19 protein-coding genes and 2 pseudogenes are annotated in these 18,782 nt (G+C 61.6%); 8 read left to right on the top strand and 13 right to left on the bottom strand.

Going from position 1 to position 18,782, the window contains the following annotated elements; all coding sequences use genetic code 11:
- Nucleotides 1-156: 156 nt before the first annotated feature.
- Together carB and EOB59_RS09080 are read left to right on the top strand one after the other, a co-directional pair.
- A pseudogene (gene carB / locus EOB59_RS09085) lies at nucleotides 157-3,658 on the top strand (carbamoyl-phosphate synthase large subunit).
- Nucleotides 3,659-3,806: 148 nt separating this feature from the next.
- Entirely contained in the window at nucleotides 3,807-5,486 is a 1,680-nt protein-coding gene (locus tag EOB59_RS09080) for an RNA-directed DNA polymerase (RefSeq protein WP_128288204.1), read from the top strand.
- A 55-nt stretch (nucleotides 5,487-5,541) separates the two neighbouring features.
- On the opposite strand, the gene EOB59_RS09075 is transcribed toward EOB59_RS09080, so the two are convergent.
- From EOB59_RS09075 to EOB59_RS09065, 3 genes are all read right to left on the bottom strand, one after another.
- On the bottom strand, nucleotides 5,542-5,934 hold the full coding sequence (locus EOB59_RS09075) for a RidA family protein (protein ID WP_027162090.1): 393 nt from the start codon (nucleotides 5,932-5,934) through the stop codon (nucleotides 5,542-5,544).
- 216 nt (nucleotides 5,935-6,150) lie between these two features.
- Entirely contained in the window at nucleotides 6,151-6,612 is a 462-nt protein-coding gene (locus tag EOB59_RS09070) for a DUF6644 family protein (protein WP_128288203.1), read from the bottom strand.
- The gene (locus EOB59_RS09065) at nucleotides 6,613-7,002 is read right to left on the bottom strand and encodes a DUF6152 family protein (protein ID WP_128288202.1); all 390 of its coding nucleotides are present in this window, start codon (nucleotides 7,000-7,002) and stop codon (nucleotides 6,613-6,615) included.
- Between the two features lie 220 nt (nucleotides 7,003-7,222).
- On the opposite strand from EOB59_RS09065, the gene EOB59_RS09060 reads away from it, so the two are divergent.
- Nucleotides 7,223-7,543, top strand: a complete 321-nt coding sequence (locus EOB59_RS09060) for a DUF1476 domain-containing protein (RefSeq protein WP_127270441.1) — start codon at nucleotides 7,223-7,225, stop codon at nucleotides 7,541-7,543.
- A gap of 290 nt (nucleotides 7,544-7,833) precedes the next feature.
- Here EOB59_RS09060 and EOB59_RS09050 read toward each other — a convergent pair whose 3' ends face one another.
- Both EOB59_RS09050 and EOB59_RS09045 read right to left on the bottom strand, forming a co-directional pair.
- Nucleotides 7,834-8,388 carry a DUF4142 domain-containing protein gene (locus EOB59_RS09050; RefSeq protein ID WP_127321344.1) on the bottom strand — a complete coding sequence of 185 codons (555 nt, stop codon included), beginning with the start codon at nucleotides 8,386-8,388 and terminating at the stop codon, nucleotides 7,834-7,836.
- 211 nt (nucleotides 8,389-8,599) lie between these two features.
- Nucleotides 8,600-9,343 carry a DUF899 family protein gene (locus EOB59_RS09045; protein ID WP_128288201.1) on the bottom strand — a complete coding sequence of 248 codons (744 nt, stop codon included), beginning with the start codon at nucleotides 9,341-9,343 and terminating at the stop codon, nucleotides 8,600-8,602.
- Nucleotides 9,344-9,490: 147 nt separating this feature from the next.
- On the opposite strand from EOB59_RS09045, the gene EOB59_RS09040 reads away from it, so the two are divergent.
- Nucleotides 9,491-9,826: a hypothetical protein gene (locus EOB59_RS09040; protein ID WP_128288200.1), complete on the top strand. Its 336-nt coding sequence runs from the start codon at nucleotides 9,491-9,493 to the stop codon at nucleotides 9,824-9,826.
- Nucleotides 9,827-9,837: 11 nt separating this feature from the next.
- On the opposite strand, the pseudogene EOB59_RS09035 reads toward EOB59_RS09040, so the two are convergent.
- The 5 genes and pseudogenes from EOB59_RS09035 to EOB59_RS09015 form a co-directional block, all read right to left on the bottom strand.
- Nucleotides 9,838-10,663, bottom strand: a pseudogene (locus EOB59_RS09035) (carbohydrate ABC transporter permease).
- A 1-nt stretch (nucleotide 10,664) separates the two neighbouring features.
- Nucleotides 10,665-11,627: a sugar ABC transporter permease gene (locus EOB59_RS09030; protein WP_128288199.1), complete on the bottom strand. Its 963-nt coding sequence runs from the start codon at nucleotides 11,625-11,627 to the stop codon at nucleotides 10,665-10,667.
- Nucleotides 11,628-11,679: 52 nt separating this feature from the next.
- Complete coding sequence (locus tag EOB59_RS09025; protein WP_128288198.1) at nucleotides 11,680-12,948, bottom strand: ABC transporter substrate-binding protein; 1,269 nt, start codon at nucleotides 12,946-12,948, stop codon at nucleotides 11,680-11,682.
- Between the two features lie 285 nt (nucleotides 12,949-13,233).
- A complete protein-coding gene (locus EOB59_RS09020; protein WP_127326851.1) occupies nucleotides 13,234-13,722 on the bottom strand; it encodes a GNAT family N-acetyltransferase in 489 nt (162 codons plus the stop codon).
- Nucleotides 13,723-13,727: 5 nt separating this feature from the next.
- Nucleotides 13,728-14,633: a lytic transglycosylase domain-containing protein gene (locus EOB59_RS09015; protein WP_127809583.1), complete on the bottom strand. Its 906-nt coding sequence runs from the start codon at nucleotides 14,631-14,633 to the stop codon at nucleotides 13,728-13,730.
- Nucleotides 14,634-14,814: 181 nt separating this feature from the next.
- Here EOB59_RS09015 and EOB59_RS09010 point away from each other — a divergent pair, with 181 nt between their 5' ends.
- Nucleotides 14,815-15,384: a methylated-DNA--[protein]-cysteine S-methyltransferase gene (locus EOB59_RS09010; protein ID WP_128288197.1), complete on the top strand. Its 570-nt coding sequence runs from the start codon at nucleotides 14,815-14,817 to the stop codon at nucleotides 15,382-15,384.
- 34 nt (nucleotides 15,385-15,418) lie between these two features.
- On the opposite strand, the gene EOB59_RS09005 is transcribed toward EOB59_RS09010, so the two are convergent.
- Nucleotides 15,419-15,748, bottom strand: a complete 330-nt coding sequence (locus EOB59_RS09005; protein ID WP_023809723.1) for a hypothetical protein — start codon at nucleotides 15,746-15,748, stop codon at nucleotides 15,419-15,421.
- Between the two features lie 296 nt (nucleotides 15,749-16,044).
- Between EOB59_RS09005 and EOB59_RS09000 the strand changes: the two genes are divergently transcribed.
- From EOB59_RS09000 to EOB59_RS08990, 3 genes are all read left to right on the top strand, one after another.
- Nucleotides 16,045-16,257, top strand: a complete 213-nt coding sequence (locus tag EOB59_RS09000) for a cold-shock protein (protein ID WP_010910991.1) — start codon at nucleotides 16,045-16,047, stop codon at nucleotides 16,255-16,257.
- Nucleotides 16,258-16,526: 269 nt separating this feature from the next.
- Nucleotides 16,527-16,727 carry a hypothetical protein gene (locus EOB59_RS08995; protein WP_027039317.1) on the top strand — a complete coding sequence of 67 codons (201 nt, stop codon included), beginning with the start codon at nucleotides 16,527-16,529 and terminating at the stop codon, nucleotides 16,725-16,727.
- A complete protein-coding gene (locus EOB59_RS08990) occupies nucleotides 16,724-16,978 on the top strand; it encodes a hypothetical protein (RefSeq protein ID WP_127270430.1) in 255 nt (84 codons plus the stop codon). Before EOB59_RS08995 ends, EOB59_RS08990 begins: the two co-directional genes overlap by 4 nt.
- A gap of 31 nt (nucleotides 16,979-17,009) precedes the next feature.
- Here the strand turns inward: EOB59_RS08990 and EOB59_RS08985 are convergent, their stop codons facing one another.
- Together EOB59_RS08985 and EOB59_RS08980 are read right to left on the bottom strand one after the other, a co-directional pair.
- The gene (locus EOB59_RS08985; RefSeq protein ID WP_127322770.1) at nucleotides 17,010-17,618 is read right to left on the bottom strand and encodes a glutathione S-transferase family protein; all 609 of its coding nucleotides are present in this window, start codon (nucleotides 17,616-17,618) and stop codon (nucleotides 17,010-17,012) included.
- A gap of 292 nt (nucleotides 17,619-17,910) precedes the next feature.
- Entirely contained in the window at nucleotides 17,911-18,759 is an 849-nt protein-coding gene (locus EOB59_RS08980) for an EAL domain-containing protein (RefSeq protein ID WP_127381719.1), read from the bottom strand.
- Between the last annotated feature and the right edge of the window lie 23 nt (nucleotides 18,760-18,782).

Genomic DNA, 18,782 nt, shown 5'->3' with positions numbered 1-18,782 from the left:
CTCCCCTACTCCCCTACCTCGCATTTTCGGGGTTACATCAGTCAAAACTCTTCCCTATAAGGCCCTCCTAGCCTGATACCAGAATCGCGAGCACAACCGGCCGGGTCTTCCCGTCCCGGTTTTTTGTGCAAGCCGCCCGCCGAACGGACCTTTGACATGCCAAGACGCACTGACATCAAGTCGATCCTGATCATCGGGGCCGGCCCCATCGTCATCGGCCAGGCCTGCGAGTTCGACTATTCCGGCACGCAGGCCTGCAAGGCGCTGAAGGAAGAGGGCTTCCGCGTCATCCTGGTCAATTCCAACCCGGCCACCATCATGACCGACCCGGAACTGGCCGACGCCACCTATATCGAGCCGATCACGCCTGAAGTGGTCGCCAAGATCATCGCCAAGGAGCGGCCCGACGCGCTGCTGCCGACCATGGGCGGCCAGACCGCGCTAAACACCGCTCTGTCGCTGCGCCGCATGGGAGTGCTCGAGCGCTACAATGTCGAGATGATCGGCGCCGATGCCACGGCCATCGACAAGGCCGAGGACCGCGCGCTGTTTCGCGAGGCGATGAAGAAGATCGGGCTGGAAACGCCGAAGTCGATGCTGGCCAACGCCACCGACGTCAAGAACACCGACCGCAAGATGCATGAGGCCGAGCGCGCCACTGTGAAGGCCGGTGGAGGCCGAGGCGCCTGCCGATCTCGACGCAGCGCTCGACGCGCTGGAAACCCGCTGGAACCTCGGCGAAGGCGACCGCAAGCAGCGCTACATCAGCCATGGCATGGCGATCGCCGCCCAGGCGCTCGACCATGTCGGCCTGCCCGCCATCATCCGCCCGTCCTTCACCATGGGCGGCACCGGCGGCGGCATCGCCTACAACCGCGCCGAATTCTACGAGATCGTCCAGTCCGGCCTCGACGCCTCGCCGACCACCGAAGTGCTGATCGAGGAAAGCGTGCTCGGCTGGAAGGAATATGAGATGGAGGTTGTCCGCGACAAGGCGGACAATTGCATCATCGTCTGCTCGATCGAGAACATCGACCCGATGGGCGTGCACACCGGCGACTCGATCACCGTCGCCCCCGCCCTGACGCTGACCGACAAAGAATACCAGATGATGCGCAACGCTTCGATCGCGGTGCTGCGCGAGATCGGCGTCGAGACCGGCGGCTCCAACGTCCAGTTCGCCGTCAACCCGGCCGACGGCCGCCTGGTGGTCATCGAGATGAACCCGCGCGTCTCGCGCTCGTCCGCTCTGGCCTCCAAGGCGACCGGTTTCCCGATCGCCAAGATCGCGGCAAAACTCGCCGTAGGCTACACGCTGGACGAGCTGGAGAACGACATCACCGGCGGCGCCACGCCAGCCTCGTTCGAGCCGTCAATCGATTACGTGGTCACCAAGATCCCGCGCTTTGCCTTCGAGAAATTTCCCGGCGCCGAGCCGGTGCTGACCACCGCCATGAAGTCGGTCGGCGAAGTCATGGCCATCGGCCGCACTTTTCAGGAATCGCTGCAGAAGGCGCTGCGCGGACTGGAGACCGGCCTGACGGGTCTGGACGAGATCGAGATCCCTGGCCTCGGTTCCGCCAACCACGCCGACGACCGCAACGCCATTCGCGCCGCGCTGGGCACGCCGACGCCCGACCGGCTGCGCATGGTGGCGCAGGCGATCCGCATGGGCACCTCGCTGGAAGACGTCCACGCCATGTGCAAGATCGACCCGTGGTTTCTCGAACAGATCGCCGGCATCGTCGCCATGGAAGCACGCATCCGCGAGCACGGCATTCCCGAGGATGCCGTCAATTTGCGCATGCTGAAGGCCATGGGTTTCTCCGATGCCCGCCTCGCGTCGCTGACGAAGACCGACGCCGAAGTGATTCAGAAAGCTCGCGAAAAGCTCGACGTTCATCCTGTTTACAAGCGCATCGACACCTGCGCGGCCGAGTTCGCCTCGCCCACCGCCTACATGTACTCGACCTATGAAGTGCCGTTCGCCGGCGCGCTGGCCAACGAGGCGCAGGTCTCGTCGCGCAAGAAGGTCGTCATCCTCGGCGGCGGCCCCAACCGCATCGGCCAGGGCATCGAGTTCGACTATTGCTGCTGCCACGCCGCCTTTGCGCTGCGCGACGCCGGCTATGAAGCGATCATGATCAACTGCAACCCGGAGACGGTCTCGACCGACTATGACACCTCAGACCGGCTCTATTTCGAGCCCCTGACGGCGGAAGACGTGCTGGAGATCCTGCGCGCCGAACAGGCGTCGGGCGAACTGGTCGGCGTCATCGTCCAGTTCGGCGGCCAGACGCCGCTGAAGCTTGCCGACGCGCTGGAAAAAGCCGGCATCCCGATCCTCGGCACTTCGCCCGACATGATCGATCTCGCCGAAGACCGCGACCGCTTCCAGAAGCTGCTGCACAAGCTCGGCCTCAGCCAGCCGAAGAACGGCATCGCCTATTCGGTCGAGCAGGCCCGCCTCGTCGCCGGCGAGCTCGGCTTCCCGCTGGTGGTGCGCCCGTCCTATGTGCTCGGCGGCCGCGCCATGCAGATCATCCATGACGAGAGCATGCTGCAGACCTATCTGCTCGACACCGTGCCCGGCCTGGTGCCGGAGGACATCAAGCAGAAATACCCCAACGACAAGACCGGCCAGATCAACACGCTGCTGGGCAAGAACCCGCTGCTGTTCGACACCTATCTCAGTGGCGCCATCGAGGTCGATGTCGACTGCCTCTGCGACGGCAAGTCGACCTTCGTTTCCGGCATATTGGAGCACATCGAGGAGGCCGGCATCCATTCGGGCGACAGCGCCTGCTCGCTGCCGGTGCACTCGCTGCCTTCCGAACTGGTCGACGAGCTGGAGCGCCAGACGGCGGCGCTTGCGCGCGCGCTCAATGTCGGCGGCCTGATGAACGTGCAGTACGCGATCAAGGACGGCACGGTCTATGTGCTGGAAGTCAACCCGCGGGCGTCACGCACCGTGCCCTTCGTCGCCAAGACCATCGGGCGGCCGATCGCAAAAATCGCCGCCCGCATCATGGCCGGCGAAAAACTGGAAGACGCCTTCGCCCATTACGGCGCCATGCCCGACCCCAGAAACCCAGGCCACATCGCGGTCAAGGAAGCCGTGTTCCCCTTCGCCCGCTTCCCCGGCGTCGACATATTGCTCGGCCCGGAAATGCGCTCGACCGGCGAGGTCATGGGCCTCGACCGCGATTTTGCGCTGGCCTTCGCCAAGAGCCAACTCGGCGCCGGCGTAGACCTGCCCCGCTCCGGCACGCTGTTCGTCTCGGTGCGCGACGAGGACAAGAAGGGCATATTGCCGGCGGTCAAGCGCCTCGCCGGCCTCGGCTTCAAGGTGCTGGCCACCTCAGGCACCGCCCGCTTCCTCGCCGAAAACGGCGTGGACGCGCAAAAGATCAACAAGGTGCTGGAAGGCCGCCCCCACATCGAAGACGCCATCCGCAACCGCCAGGTGCAGATCGTCTTCAACACGACGGATGGCCAGAAGGCGGTGTCGGACTCGAAGTCGCTACGGCGAGCAACGCTGATGCAGAAGGTGCCGTATTACACCACGCTGTCGGGCGCGGCCGCGGTGGCGGAAGCGATTGCGGCGCTGAAGGCGGGGAGCTTGGAGGTCAGGCCGCTGCAGGAGTATTTTGCGTGAGGTCCTGATAGCAGAGGCCCGCAGGGGCTAGTTTTAAAAATACCTTTTGACTAATGCTTGGTTGATCGCAATATGGTACAATTGTTCGTTCACCTAGACTGAACGCCCGACAATTCTTGCCGAAACGTGTATTTTACCGGAGCACAGAATGAGTGCGAAGAATGCGCGAGCTCGTCACCGCAGGTTTCTTACTGCAGGATTTTTCCCCCCGGAACTGCCTAGGTGTTTCTATAGCGAAAAACTCGGGAAATACCGAAACTACCTGTTGTCGAATTTTGAAAAAATACCAACAATAGGAAAACAGAAAGAGCCATCATACTATTACTATAAGGGAAATCGCTCTTCATTTAACTACCCAAGATTTTCTAAGCACCATCGGCGTCACTCGTTTATAAATCCGGCATCGTATTTTTTTCTATCCAAAATACTCTCTGATAAATACATAGAGCTACGAAAAATTTCGAAGAAATCCAAAATTTCAGTTTCGCCATCGGTATTCGATTGGAGCGGAGATAGAGCGCTAAAGAGGCCTGTATTTGAATCAAGGGAGTATTTTCTCTCAAATTTAAATGCTAGGTTTGCCTACATAATAAATAGCGACTTAAGTGCCTTTTATCATTCAATATACACTCACGCAATTGCTTGGGCTGTTCATGGGAAGAGCTTTGCAAAGAAAAATAGATCACTAAAGCATGTGGGAAATCTCATTGATTTGATTTCACGCAACTCGCAAGACGGCCAAACGATAGGCCTGCCCGTGGGACCCGATACCTCGCGGATGATTGCCGAGCTGGTCGGATCCGCCATTGACCTTCCTGTTCAGAACACTGCTGGGATAACGGCAAACTCAGCGATGCGTTTCGTTGATGATTTTAGCGTAGGTACACACACGAAGGAGCGCGCCGAAAGTGTAATCGCGTCGATACGGAGAGCGGCAAATACATTTGAGCTGGATATAAACAACGAGAAAACATTCATTTCGGCTAGTAGCTCATATTATGTATGGGGCTGGAAAAGCTACATACGATCAATCATCCCAAAACCACCTTACGATGCTCAGTCGATTGACCTCTTTCTATACAATCTGAACAGAACCTCTGGTGAAAATCGCGAGAGCAACGTCGCGAAATTTGCCCTTCAGAATGCACGGCGCGCGTTTCTAGAATGCGATTCTTGGAAGCAGGTGGAAATGTATCCAATTTCCATATATCGAGAGAACCCCACGGTTATTTCTATTTTATCTGAGATATTTATTATACGTCATCTCACAAAAGGCGACGTAACCATAGATTTGATCAAAGATTTAGTGCAATCAAGCCTCCCCGTCTTGTGCGAGCAGCAAAAAGCCGGCGAAGCCGTTTGGCTCCTCCACTTGGCGCTGTCTCTCGGAATCACTTTAAAAGCGAAGGTGTTAAAACCTTTTTTGACGGAGGAAGACCCTTTGATTGCCGTACTTATAGCTGATGCGCGCTCCAAGGGCCTGGTAGACGGGAATCTCACCTTTTCTCATTGGAACACCTTTTTGACAGCGGATGGGTTGAACAGCCACATGTGGCTATATGCTTATGAGACCACCTTAAAAGCGACAAACGGAACAGCAAAAACAAAACACGTCACCGACCACGAATACTTTCGCCATATATTTGCGAAGAAAATTGAATTTTACCGTTCTGATTTAGATTTCTATAAACTAGCTCCGCTTCTGAAGAAAATGAAGAAGGAAAACCTAGCGAAAAATAAACTTGTTGACGATTTCGAGGTAGATTTTTCATTCGATATAGATGAAATTGATCCTGACGAGGATGAGATTTTTGTTGATGAATATTGATTTTCGCCGCCCAGGATGATCGCCGACGAGCGACACTGCTTGTAACTTATTGCCCTCACGCCACAGCCACACACTCAATCTCGATATCGAACTCCATCGGCCATGATGCCACCGGCACAAAGCTCCTCGCCGGCGGGTTCACGCTGAAATACCGCGCATAGACCCGGTTGATGGCGTTGTAGAATCCGGAATTGACGGCGTAGATGCGCACCATCACCACATTGTCCAGCGAGGTGCCGGCCGCTTCCAGGCAGTGTTTCAGCGCCTTCAGCGACGCCTCGGTCTGCACCTCGATGTCGCCGCGCACCATCTCGCCGGTCACCATATCCACCGGCGGCGTCGCCGAGATGAAGACGAAGCCGTTGGCCTTGACTGCGGTCGAGCAGGGAAGGCCGAGCGCCCGCACCTTGTCCGACATGACGGGCACTTCGATGATTTGTTTGGTCATGGCAAATCTCCCTTGTTTGCAGGGAGCTTATCCCCGCACTGGCGGAACGCCAGCGCCGTTCTTCCCTTCTCCCCTTGTGGGAGAAGGTGGATCGGCGCGATAGCGCCGAGGGGGTGTTCCAGCGGAGTGAGACGTCGGCGTTCCCTGAAACACCCCTCATCCGACCTCGCTTCGCGAGGCCACCTTCTCCCACAGGGGGAGAAGGAAGATGCGGCGCTAAAGAAAACCAATGAACCGTCCGGCGAAAAGCACGGAAATCCACAGCAGCATCGAAAGCACGGCCAGAGCGGTGCCGCCTGCCGGCTCGTCACCGCCTGTTGCGCGGCGGAAGCGCATGAAGGCGAGGAAATTGACGCCGGCGAGAAGGATGAGTGCCATCTTGGCGAGGAAGATCGGCATCGCCGCATAGGTGCTCGCCTTGACGGAAAACAGCAGCGAGCCTGTGACGAGCGCACCCACGAATGCCGCCAAAGCAATGCGGCGCAGCAGCGCGACGAACGCGGCGTGAGGCAGCGAACAGAAGGCGCCGCAAATCCTGAGGTCCATGAGCACGACGCTGGTCAGCAGCGCGCCGATCGACATGATGTGGAGCGCATTGACCACGGGGTAGGCAATGAAGGAGCCCTTCAGCCACCGCGCCAGGGCAAGTTGCTCGATGCCGGCGAAAAACTCCGTCATCTAGGCCGGCGGCACGCGGTCGGGATAGACATCATATGTCTTGCCCCCGACGATGAGGCGGACAGCTTTCATGCGCTTTTCGCTCGCCTCGAGCGAGCGGTTGCCGATCGCGGTCACCTCGTCGCCGGCCTTGGCCACCTCCTCCGTGAAGCCGGCGGCGATCGTGCGGGATGGCGGCGCCATCTCCACCCGCCAGGCCTCACCTTCGGCGTCGACATCCAGCGTGGCGTGCGGATTGCCGATATAGATGGCCGTGATCTTGCCCCTGAGTTCGAAAAACCCGTCCTGCGTCCACGACCAGCCATGATGGGCATAGGCCGCGGTGCCGGCGGCAAGCATCACGGCCGCCGTCAGCGCGACGCTGCGAATTCCATTGAAAGGCGACTGCATCGCTCGTCTCCTCGGTTCGTCCAGCAGCATTCGAGAGTAGGACACGGCGCGGCAACGTCAAATCACATCGGCCAAAAGACCGGAACCCCCAAGCGCCCCGCTCAATCACCGGCGTGAACGATCCGGCCTTGCTTATGACATCCATGCACGCCACTCTCGCCTTCCCTGCCCGCTCTTCCCTTGGGCTGAAGACCGGACTCAACCCGAAACGAGGCAAACCATGAGCAGCATGAGAGACCGTCAGGAAGGCTTCGAAAAGAAGTTCGCGATGGACGAGGATACGAAGTTCAGGGCCATGGCGCGCCGTAACAAGCTGCTCGGCCTGTGGGCCGCCGAAAAGCTCGGCAAATCCGGTGCGGATGCCGACGCCTATGCGAAGGAAGTGGTGCATGCGGATTTTGAAGAGGCCGGCGACAACGATGTCTTCCGCAAGGTCCGCGCCGATTTCGACGCGGCGGGCATCGCCCAGTCGGATGCCCAGATACGCACCGCCATGGAAGAGCTGCTGGTGACCGCGGTGGAGCAGATCAGGTCGACCTGAGCGCCGCTCAGCCTTGATCGGGATAGGGCGTGCCGTCCTTGAGGCACAGGGCCACATTGTGGTGTTGGTTTGCCGCGGGCTGACTTCCATCGTAGCGCTCTACGGCGCCCCCCTCTGTCCTGCCGGACATCTCCCCCTCAAGGGGGGAGATTGGCAGCTTTGGGGCCGGCCTTCACCTTGCAACGTTGAAAATTGGCGAAAACAGTGACGACGGCCAATCTCCCCACTTGAGGGGGAGATGTCCGGCAGGACAGAGGGGGGCGCCACAGATCGCCGGCCTTGAACCGCCCTCACCCCTGATGCGCGGCCGCCAGTTCCTTCACATGTTTTTCGTGCATCTGCAGCGTCGGCAGGGTTTTCTTGGCGAATTCCTTCATCGCCGGGTCGTCGCCGGATTGCGCATAGCCGCTGAACAGCGCCACGGCTTCCTTGTGGGCGTTGGTCTGCATCTCGATGTATTTGGCCTGGAACTGATCGCCGCTGGCGCCCTTTAATTCATCGAGCATCTTCTGCTCCTTGGGCTGCAGGGCTGGACCGGACGGTGCGGTGGCCGAGGTTGTCTGGCCCTGGGCAAGCGCCGCCTTGAATTCCTCGCCGGCCTTGGTGTGGTCGGCGATCATCTGTTTGGCGAACGCCTTGACGTCGGCATCGGTCGCCTTCTGCTCGGCGAGCTTGCTGGACTCGATCTCGAACTCATTGGCGCTCGGCACCGTCTTGATGAAGGTCGAAGTGTCGACCTTCGTCGTCGTAGCGAGCGGCGTGGTCGTGGCGGTCGTGTTCGACTGGGCAAAGGCCGGCGCGCCGGCAAGCAATGCTGCTGCGGTCAGAATGGTAAGCGTCTTCATGGCATGTCTCCGGTTGGAATTGTCCCTCGGACAATCCAACGTCGCTTGGGCACTCCGGTTGCAGCTCTTGAGGAAGAAGCCTGCGCATGTTGCCTCAATTGCCCCACCGTATCCGTGCCTGACTCGAACGCTCGCCGATGCCCTCGTTCGAGCCAGCCCATGGGACTCATGTTCCGAAAACTGAAACGCGGCGGCTGGCCAGAGTTGCCTTTCAGTGGCAACACGCCTCGCCATATTGCAGCTGCTCGTTCCAGTTCGGGCGGCCTTCCGGCGTGAAATCCATCAGGTTCCACAGCGTTTCGCAGGTGCCGAGGCTGCGCGGATCCTGGCCCGGCTCCGTCGGCGCGAAATCCAGTTCCGAACTCCAGAAATGGCGTATGCCCTCGCCGTCGCGGTGAAACACCGACAGCAGCGGGATCTGTGAGCCGTCGGCCGCCTCCGCATTGTAGTCGCGCTTGAAGCTGTTGGAAGCCGAAGACACCAGCCGCATGTTGCGCCAGCCCCTGTCGAGGCCGAGCGTGACCAGGTTTTCGAGCGCGGTCTTGCCCACCACCGCGAAATTGAAGCCGGCGGCCTGGAGATGCCCGACCGCGCCGTCGAACTGGTCGAGCAGCGCCGTGCAGGAGGGGCATGGCTGGTCCTGCCGGGCGAGCTTCGCCGTGCCGCCGCTGGTCGCCACATCGCGCTTCTCCTGCGGATGGCGCGGGAACATCAGATGATAGAGGATGAGCGAGTCCTTGCCGGGCGCGAACAGCTCCGACAGCTTTATCTTTGCAGGCCTCCCATCGCCGTCCAGTGCGTCGAATTCATAGTCCTGGCGGATCAGCCCGCCCGGCGGCAACGCGCGCCGGGCCTCGGCGACCTCTTCCATGGCGCGGCGCAGCTCGATTTCCTTCTTCAGCAATTTTTCGCGCGCGGTGCGGTATTTGGCGGATTCATTGGGAAAGGTGATCATGATCGGCTCCTTCAAGTCGCGGCGCCGGCGTCCCCGGCGCGGTTGCTCTGCGACCCAAGGACGTTTGGCGGCGATCGGTCCCGACATTTATTGCGCATGGTGGAGATGTCGTAATACCTGTTCGGGCAGCGTGATCCGGGGAACAACATGCACGACGACGAGATCGACCTGCGCTGCCCGCAAGTGGTGGCCGACAATGCCGCCAAGGGCCTCAGGCTGCGCGGCGAGTTCGGCCGCGGCGGCACCGAGATCGGCGTCGCCCGAGCCACCGAGCTGAAGAACCGGGAAAAGCTCGCGCCCTCCACCATCCGCCGCATGGTCAGCTATTTCGCCCGCCACGAGGTCGACAAGCGCGGCAGGAACTACGGCAACGAGCAAAACCCTTCGGCCGGCTACATTGCCTGGCTGCTGTGGGGCGGCGACGAAGGCCGCGCCTGGGCGCTGGGGCTCAAGCGGAAGATCGGCAACGCGCCGGACATCTGAGGACTCGTCCCTCACCCCTTGACCGCGCCCGCGGTGAGGCCGGAGACGATCTTGCGCTGGAAGATCAGGACCAGCACCACCAGCGGCACCGTGACGATCACCGAGGCGGCCATGATGTTGCCCCATGGGATCTCGAACTGCGAGTTGCCGGAGAGCAGCGCGATCGCCACCGGCACGGTCCGCTGTGCGTTGTTGGAGGTGAAGGTCAGGGCAAACAGGAACTCGTTCCACGCGCCGATGAAGGCCAGCAGCCCGGTGGTTCGCCAGCGCCGGCCACATCAGCGGCAGGAAGACCCGGGTGACGATGATCCACGGCGTCGCGCCGTCTAGGATCGCCGCCTCCTCGACCTCGACCGGCAGGTCCCGGACGAAGGTGGTGAGCACCCAGACGGTGAACGGCAAGGTGAAGATCATGTAGGAGAAGATCAGCGCGAACAGCGAATTGTAGAGGCCGAACAGGCGGACCAGTTCGAACAGCCCGGCCAGCAGCGCCACCTGCGGGAACATCGACACCGACAGGATGATGAACAGCAGGGCCGAGCGGCCGCGGAATCGAATGCGCGCCAGCGCATAGGCCGATGTGACGCCGAGCAACAGCGAAAGGGCAACCACCGCGCCGGAGACGAACAGCGAGTTCAGCAAGTTGCGCACGAAGCTGCCTTCGGTCAGCACATTCCGGTAGTTGGCGAGGCTGATCGTCGTCGGCCACAGATCGGCCCGGAACAGGTCGGTCCCCGATTTCAGGCTGGTGACGATGGCGTAATAGAACGGAAACACCGCGACGAAGACGATGACCGCGACCAGCAGGTAAAAGGCCGTGCGCTTCACGATCCACATCTCAGCGGCCTCCGTCCAGCCTGATCCGGCCGATGCGGATGGTGACGATGGTGAGCAGAGCGAGGATCAGGAAAAGCAAGGTCGAGGCGGCGGAGCCATAGGCGAACTTGTCGAACTCGAACAGGTTCTCGCGGGCGAACACCGACATCGACTTGGTGTGCACATTGTTGGGCGTCAGCACATAGATCAGGTCGAAGATGCGCAGCGCATCGAGCGCGCGGAAGATCACGGCCACCATCAGCGCCGGGCGGATGAGCGGCAAGGTCACCCGCCAGAAGATCTGCCAGGGGTTGGCGCCGTCGAGCCTGGCGACCTCGATGATCTCCCTCGGCAGCATCTGCAGCGCGGCCAGGATGAGCAGCGTCATGAACGGTGTCGCCTTCCAGATATCGACGATGAGGACGGCCGCCATCGCCGTGTCGGCGTCGGCCGTCCAGGCTATCTTGGTGCTGATCAGGCCGAGGTTGAGCAGCACGACATTGATGATGCCGAACTGGTCGTTGAGCATCCATTGCCACATCTTCGCCGAGACGATCGTCGGGATCGCCCAGGGGATCAGGATCGCTGCCCTGACGACGCCGCGGCCTCTGAATTCGGCATTGAGAACCAGAGCAACGATCGTGCCGAGGATGGTTTCGCAGGTCACCGAAATCACCGTGAAACGAACCGTGTTCCAGACGGCACGCCACCAGACCGGATCGACGAGCAGCCCGTCATAGAGGGTCCGGCCGCTCGGCATGTGCAGCACCGAGAAATAATTGCCGAAGCCGACCCATTGGCGCGCGTCGAGGTCGGCCAGCGAGGCGTCGGTCAAGCTGAAATAAACCGTGCGGGCAAGCGGCCAGCCGGCCGCCCCGGCGAGCACCAGCAGCATCGGCGCCAGGAATAGCCACGCCGAGCGAACGCGCTGTGCCGTCAACGGCGAGTGCGCGGCCCTGGCTGTTTCCGGTTCCATTCCTGTCATTTCGCTCCCGCTCGTTGCGGTCCCGCCGGGCGGGTGCCCCGGCATCGTCGCGTCACCAGCCTCGGCCCTTCAGCTTGGTCAGCATCGCTTCGAGGTCGGCCAGATTGTCGGCGGCGGTGCCGTCGCCCGAGAGCGTGTTGTGAACGGCGTTCCAGAACTGGCTCGAAGCCTCGTTGTATTTGATCCTGGCCGCGGCCGACGGGCGCGGCACCGCATTGAGAAATATCTGCTTCCAGCGCGGAATAATCGGGTGCTCCCTGGCAATGTCGGCATCGTCATATAGCGCCTGGATGGTCGGCAGGTTGGACGTCTTCAGCGCGCGGTATTTCTGCATCGCGGGCGAGGCGATGAACTTGACCAGCTCGATCGCGGCATCCGGATGCTTCGAATATTTGGAGACGGCGAGGTTCCAGCCGCCCAGGGTCGCGACCGGGCGCGCGCCCTCGCCCGTGCCGGCCGGCAGCGGTGCCACGTCGAACTTGCCCTTGATCGGCGAGCCCTCGCCGTTGCCGAGCGCATAGGCATAGGGCCAGTTGCGCATGAACACCGCATTGCCTGTCTGCCAGACGCCGCGCGATTCCTCTTCCTGGTAGGCAAGCACGCCGGGTGGCGCGATGGTCCCGACCCAGCCCTTGGCCATGTCGAGCGCCGCCGCCGCTTGGCTGTTGTTGATGGAGATGGAGCCGTCCGGCTCGATGATCTGGCCGCCGCCATTCGACATCACCCATTCGAGCGCGTTGCAGGTCAGCCCTTCATAGGCGTTGCCCTGGAAGACGAAGCCCCAGATATCCCGATTGCCGGCCGCACGCTCCTTGTCCATGACCAGCCTGGCGGTGTCCGCCAGTTCCTTCCAGGTGGCCGGCACCTTGGCGCCATATTTGTCGAGGAGATCCTTGCGGTAGTAGAGCGCTGGCGCATCGGTGAAGATCGGCAAGGCGACGAGCTTGCCGTTGACGGTCTGTGACTGGATGATCGATGGGAAATGCTCGGCCACGACGTCCTTGGTCGCTGCCGTCAGATCCACCAGCTGGCTGGCGAGCTGCGGTGCCCAGATCACGTCCGTCTGGTAGACGTCGATGTCACTGTTTCCGGCGGCGAGCCAAAGCCGGTACTGACCGAACTGGTCGGTTCCGGACGTCGGCATGACGACGATGCTGACCTTGTTGCCGCTGTCTTTCTCGTAACGGTCGAGGATCTCGCGCAGCACCTTGATGCCGTCGCCGGTATCGCCCGACACCATCGACAGCTCGACGGCCCGCGCCGGCGTGCCAACCAGCATGGCGGCGACGCCAAGCGCCAGGAATGCGTGAGAAAACTTCATGGTGGTGGATGTCCCTCCGCGGCCGGCCGCGGAAAATTCCTCCCACCCGCCGGCAGCTTGTCAGGCCCTCACCTCCCATTGAATGCGAAGCGGCGCTTTGGGTTCCCAAATCGCGCCGTTCCTGCGTGAGGCGACACCCATCAGGGTGTGTTGAGATTCAGGTCAGGCCGAGTCGAAAATGGTGGTTTCCGAGAACCGGAGCGGAGCGTATTTTTGGGTACGTGAGCACCGGAAGCGCAGGAAGCCATCATTTGCAGGCCGGCATCACCTGAATATCAGCACACCCTAGCCTTCCCAGGCGACAGGCATCATGCCCAGCCGCTCATAGAGCCGGACGGCGGCGGGATTCTCGACCGTGTTGGTCTTGAGGTCGACATGATCGGCGCCGCGTTCGCGAAAAACGGCGAAGGCGTGCCACATCAGCGCTTCGGCAACGCCCTTGCCGCGAGCCTCCGGATGAACGGCTAGATCCTTGACGAAGGCGCGGGTCCAGCACAGTGCCGCTGCCGCCAGCCGGCCCTTGGCGTCGATGACGAGAAAGCACAGTGCCGGGTCGAATTCGGGATCGTCGGCGATGCGCGGCCACCACTCGTCGAACGGACCGTCGGCGCCGTCGTCGAACACTTCGGTCAACAGCGCATGCAGGGGCAGCGCATCACCGGGCTCGAAGCTGCGCATGACAAAGCCGTCGGGCCAGTGCGGCGGAACCAGCGTCTCGTCGAGGATTTTGCGCAGCCGGATGTCGTTGAGAGCCGGCGGGCGCGGTTCAGGCATCGCGCTCAGGCGTCGGGCTGCAGGCGACGGCGCTGGCGGTCGCGGCCAAGGCCGGTCGCCTCGAGCAGGCCCTTGCGCTTGGCGTCGTAATAATAGCCGGTCTGGTAGAGCCAGTCGGCCTTCTTGGCGTTGCCGCCGGCCACCAGCCAGGCGCCGCGCAGATATTTCACCGCGTATTTCAGATTGGTTTCGGCATCGAACAGGCCCTTGGCCGGCCCGTCATAGCCCATGCCGCGCGCCGTCGCGTGTTTGATCTGCATCAGCCCCCAATGGCCGTTGTTGTAGGCTTTCGGATTGAAGGTGCTCTCGCGGTTGACGACATGGCGCACCAGATCCACCGGCACCTGATAGATCGCCGCATATTTCTCGATCAGCCGCTCGACATCGCCACGCACGCCCGTCGCGTGTTCTTCTTGCACGGGCCCTGCCGGGAACTGGACCAGGGCCGCCGGGTTCTGCGGCACGACATAGGCGACTTGCTGGACGCCGGGCATGCGATCGCCCTTGGCGGTTGCCGGCACGACCAGCCCCGCGGTCGTATAGGTCTCGGCCGCCTTGACCGGCTCGTTCGCATTTGCTGGCGGCGGCGCCTGCCAGGCATTGGCGGCCATCACCGCGGGCAAGGCTGGTGCCGCCGGTATCGATCCGGCAAAAGCGGCGGTCGCGGCAGCCGGCTGTGCGGCGGGATCGAGCGGCAGCTCGGCCGTCTGAACGGGGGCGATCCCTGATGATTCCGGCAGCACCGAAACTGTCTCCGGCAGCGGCACGGTGAAACCGGCGTCAGTGCCGGCGGCGGTCGCTGTTTCGGTGAGAGCAGGCGCGGGCTTCATCTGCGAGGTCGACGTGCAGCCGCTGATGCCGACGGCGGCCAGGATCACGCCGATCGCGATAAGGTTGAGTTTTGCTGGCAAGCCGCGCTCGGGTCCGGTTTGTCGGGTTGTTAAGAAATTCCTTACACCAGCGATTCAGGCCGGGCAATCGGGGCGATCAGGTGGTTTTCGGGTGGCGAGACGCAGGCGGTGATGCCATATTGTTCCGGATATGTACCGGAACGAATCCCGGATTTCGCCACTTTGCGGGAAGGAACGCATCATGGTCACGACAGTTTCGATCACGGCCGGCCACGCAGTGTTAGAAACAGTGATCGGTTTCATGGGCATTGCCTGGAGCGAAAAGGGCCTGATCCGGCTCTGCCTGCCCGAACGCAGCCGCGAAACGGTGGAGCGGCGCCTGCTGCGCCATGGCGGCGTTTCCAGTGCCACGGCGCAGCCGCCATGGGTGGTCGAGCTGATCGCGGCGATCAAGGCCTATGCGGCGGGCGAGGACATCGATTTCTCCGCCGTGCCGGTCGATCTCGACGGCGTCGACGATTTCCGCCTCGCCATTTACGACGCCGCGCGAAAACTCTCCTTCGGCGAAACCACCACCTATGGCGAGCTGGCCAAAACCGCCGGCCATGCCAGGCTCGCCCGCGAAACCGGGGCCGCTCTTGGCTCAAATCCGGTGCCGCTGGTCATCCCTTGCCATCGCATCCTTGCCGCCGGCGGTAAGATCGGCGGCTTCTCGGCGCCCGGCGGATCGATCACCAAGGAGAAGATGCTGGCCATGGAAGGCGTGCGCGTCGGCCCCCCGCCACCAGCGCAGGTGTCGTTCGGGTTCTGATGTAGGCAGTTGCATAATCGTTGTAGGCAGGTGCCTAGTTGTTGTGGAAGAACCGCCGGCGGAAATGCCGGTCATTGTCCGGCCGCTTGCAGTTGTAGACCGGGCAGGACTTTGTGTCGGCGCTCGGCACGTAGGCCCGTGTCCTCACCTCGCCCATGCTGCAGAATCGCTGGCTCTGCACATAGCGGTCGTAGAGCGGCAGTCCCGGCACCCGCTTCGACTGGTAGCGCAGGATGACCGCCCCTTGCCGGGCGATCGTCCCCTGAACCTTGCCGCAGCTCATACGCGTCGGGTCGTAGCGCGAGATCGCCTGCGCCTGAGCGGCGACAAGCGTCAGGCAGGCGGCAAGCAGAATGATTTTCATGGTCCTCTCCCCCAAAATCCCCTCCCAAGCGGGTGTGGATCGAGCGCCCACAGGCTCCGATCATCGCGACGCTCTCACGCGATTGGGGCGGCCATTGGGCGGCGCCCTCATCACGGCTTTCTCACGCAGTCTTGTTTTTCGTGCGAAAGCAGCCTATATGCCTTCCATTGATATTTCGGCCGATCGATCCGGGCCTCGCGATAATCGCGTTTGCTGACGTCTATCTCCAAAATCTCGATGCACACCGGCTGGACCTCGGTCCGGTCAATCTAAAGCAAATGTGAAGGACTATCTAAATGGCAACTGGAACGGTCAAGTGGTTCAACGCCACCAAGGGCTTCGGCTTCATTCAGCCTGACGCGGGCGGCGCGGACGTTTTCGTCCACATCTCCGCTGTCGAGCGTGCTGGACTGTCGACCCTGGTCGAAGGCCAGAAGATCAACTTCGAGATCGAGCAGGACCGCCGCACTGGCAAGTCGTCCGCTGGATCTCTGAGCAAGGCAGCCTGATTTTGCGATAGCGCGCGCCGGGCGAGAGCTCGGGGCGCGCGGCAAGTCACGGATGTACTGACAGTCGCGCGAGAAGCGCGCTGGAGCGGAAAGACCCGACAAGCTGGATCAGCAGATAGCTGCCAGCCCGGACCGGACCCTCCCGATCAGGCTACCAAGCATGGAAGGCGGGATTTATCCCGCCTTTTTGCTGTCTGGGGTTAGGTGCTGCAACGGGCGCTACAGTCCCACCGGTGGTACTTTTAGCCTAGTAGTGGTATCATTCGGCCATGACCAAGCTTGAGCAAATTGAAAAATCCGTTGCGGAACTGAGCCCTGAAGAACTGAAGGCGTTTGCTGCCTGGTTCGAAGCGCTTCGGGAGGATATGTGGGATCGGCAGATCGAGGCCGATGCGAAGGCCGGCCGATTGGATAAGCTTGCCGAACAGGCACTGACGGACCATCGCGCTGGTCGGACGCGGCCTCTGTGAATCACGTCGCCTCCCCATCGTTCTGGGAGGCTTACGAAAAACTGCCATCGGCGATCAGAGCAAAAGCGGACAGGCGTTTTGAAAGACTCCGCTCCCACCCTTTTGATCCCTCGCTGCATTTCAAACAGGTCGGACGCTACTGGTCTGCGCGAGTTGACGACAATTACCGGGCTGTTGCCACCCGCACCAACGATGATGTGATCTGGTTCTGGATCGGCACCCATGCGGACTATGATCATCTCTTGAAGTAGCTACCCATCCGCCCACCTGGCGCGGGACAAACTACCCCATCCACCCGATCAGCACATGCCCCGGATCCGCTTCCACTCGGCCAAGCCAGGCCGCCACCGCCGGATAGGCGTCGAGCTGGAAGCCGCCCTGCTCCGCCGTATGCGTATAGGCATAGAGCGCGATGTCGGCGACGCTGAGCGCGCTGCCGGCGAAGAAGGCATTGTTTTCCAGATGCCTGTTCATCACGCCGAGCGCCTTGTTGCCGCGCTCCAGCGTCACCGCCAGCCGCTCCGGGGTCGCATCCCCAGCACGTTCGGGGAAGGTCAGCAGCGCCTTGCGCACGGCGATGTAAGGCTCGTGGCTGTATTGCTCGAAGAACAGCCATTGATAGGCAAGCCCACGCTCATACCTGTCCGCCGGCAGGAAGCGTGTGCCTTCGGCGAGATAGAGCAGGATGGCGTTGGATTCGGCCAGCCGCCGGCCATCGTCGAACTCGAGCAGCGGCACCATGGCGTTCGGATTCTTGGCGACAAAGTCGGCTTTGCGCGTATCGCCGGTGTGCGAACTCACTTCGACATTGGTAAAGCCAAGGCCAAGCTTGGCCATCAGCAGGCGCGGCTTGTAACAATTGCCGCTGTCGATCATGCCGTAAAGTATCATGGCTGTTCCCCGGAGCACTGTCTCCGCGCGATTATCGCAGCGGCGGCGGTCTCAACCAATGATTTGTTTTGGTACGACGATCAGCGCCGCTGATGTGTGAATCGCCGAAAATCTGAGGCCGTTGAAGGGCATGTCGAGATTCAGGTCAGGCCGAGCCGAAAACGGTGGGTTCCGAGAACCGGAGCGGAGCGTACTTAAGTACGTGAGCTCAGTTCTACTGCGTGGCAGTAGAACTAGGGAAGCGCAGGAAGCCGCCGTTTGCAGGCCGGCATCACCTGAATATCGACATGCCCTAGCCAAAGAGGGGCACGACCTTGCTGTCCCGGCCCAGCAGCGCATCGATGACCAGCGGTTTCTCCTCGAATACCGTGCCGGCCAAGGCCGGACGGGCAAGGAGAAAACCCTGCAGCAGGTCGACGCCGCCTTCGAGCGCGACGCGCAGATGGGTGGGCTGCTCGATGCCTTCGACCAGCACCTTGGCGCCGCGGTCATGCAGGCTGGAAACCAGCGGGCGGAAGAACCGTTCGGCGGCAGCGTGGCGGCAGAACTCCGCGAACCAGGTGCCGTCGATCTTGACGATGTCGGGCTTGAGCAGGCTCACCCGCTCCTCGGTCGAGTGCCCGGTGCCGAAATCGTCGATGGCGATGCGGATGCCGTCGCGCCGCATCTCGCGCACCAGCCGCACGAGAAGCGCATCGTCCGCCGCCTGTTCGGTGATTTCGCAGACCAGCATGGCCGGCGCCAGGCCGAACTCGCCGAGATGCCTGGTCATCAGGCGAATTTCGGCCAGTGCCCGCCCGGCATGGTCGTTGATCAACGGGTTGTAGTTGAAGAACAGGTCGAGCCCGTCGACGCCGATGTTGCGGAAATTCCTCAGATGCAGCGCCCGGCACATGGTTTCCACAAACAGCCGGTCCGAGACCGCAACGCTTTCAAAGAACACCTTCGGCGCGCCGGGGCGGCCGGCACGGTGCGGCTCGATCAGGGCTTCGGCCGCCACCGCGTGAAGCGACCGGCCGCGCGGCGCGAAAATCGGCTGATAGGCGCTACGCAGCCGGAACTCGCCATAGATGCCGTATTCGATGCCGACTTCGTCGACCTGGATCGCATCGCCGACATTGCGCCGCCGATCGTCTCTCATGTCGCCACCCGGCGCCCGAAGGC

Source organism: Mesorhizobium sp. M7A.F.Ca.MR.176.00.0.0 (assembly GCF_004023165.1).
Classification (GTDB): Bacteria; Pseudomonadota; Alphaproteobacteria; order Rhizobiales; family Rhizobiaceae; genus Mesorhizobium.
This window is presented reverse-complemented; position numbering and strand designations above follow the sequence as displayed.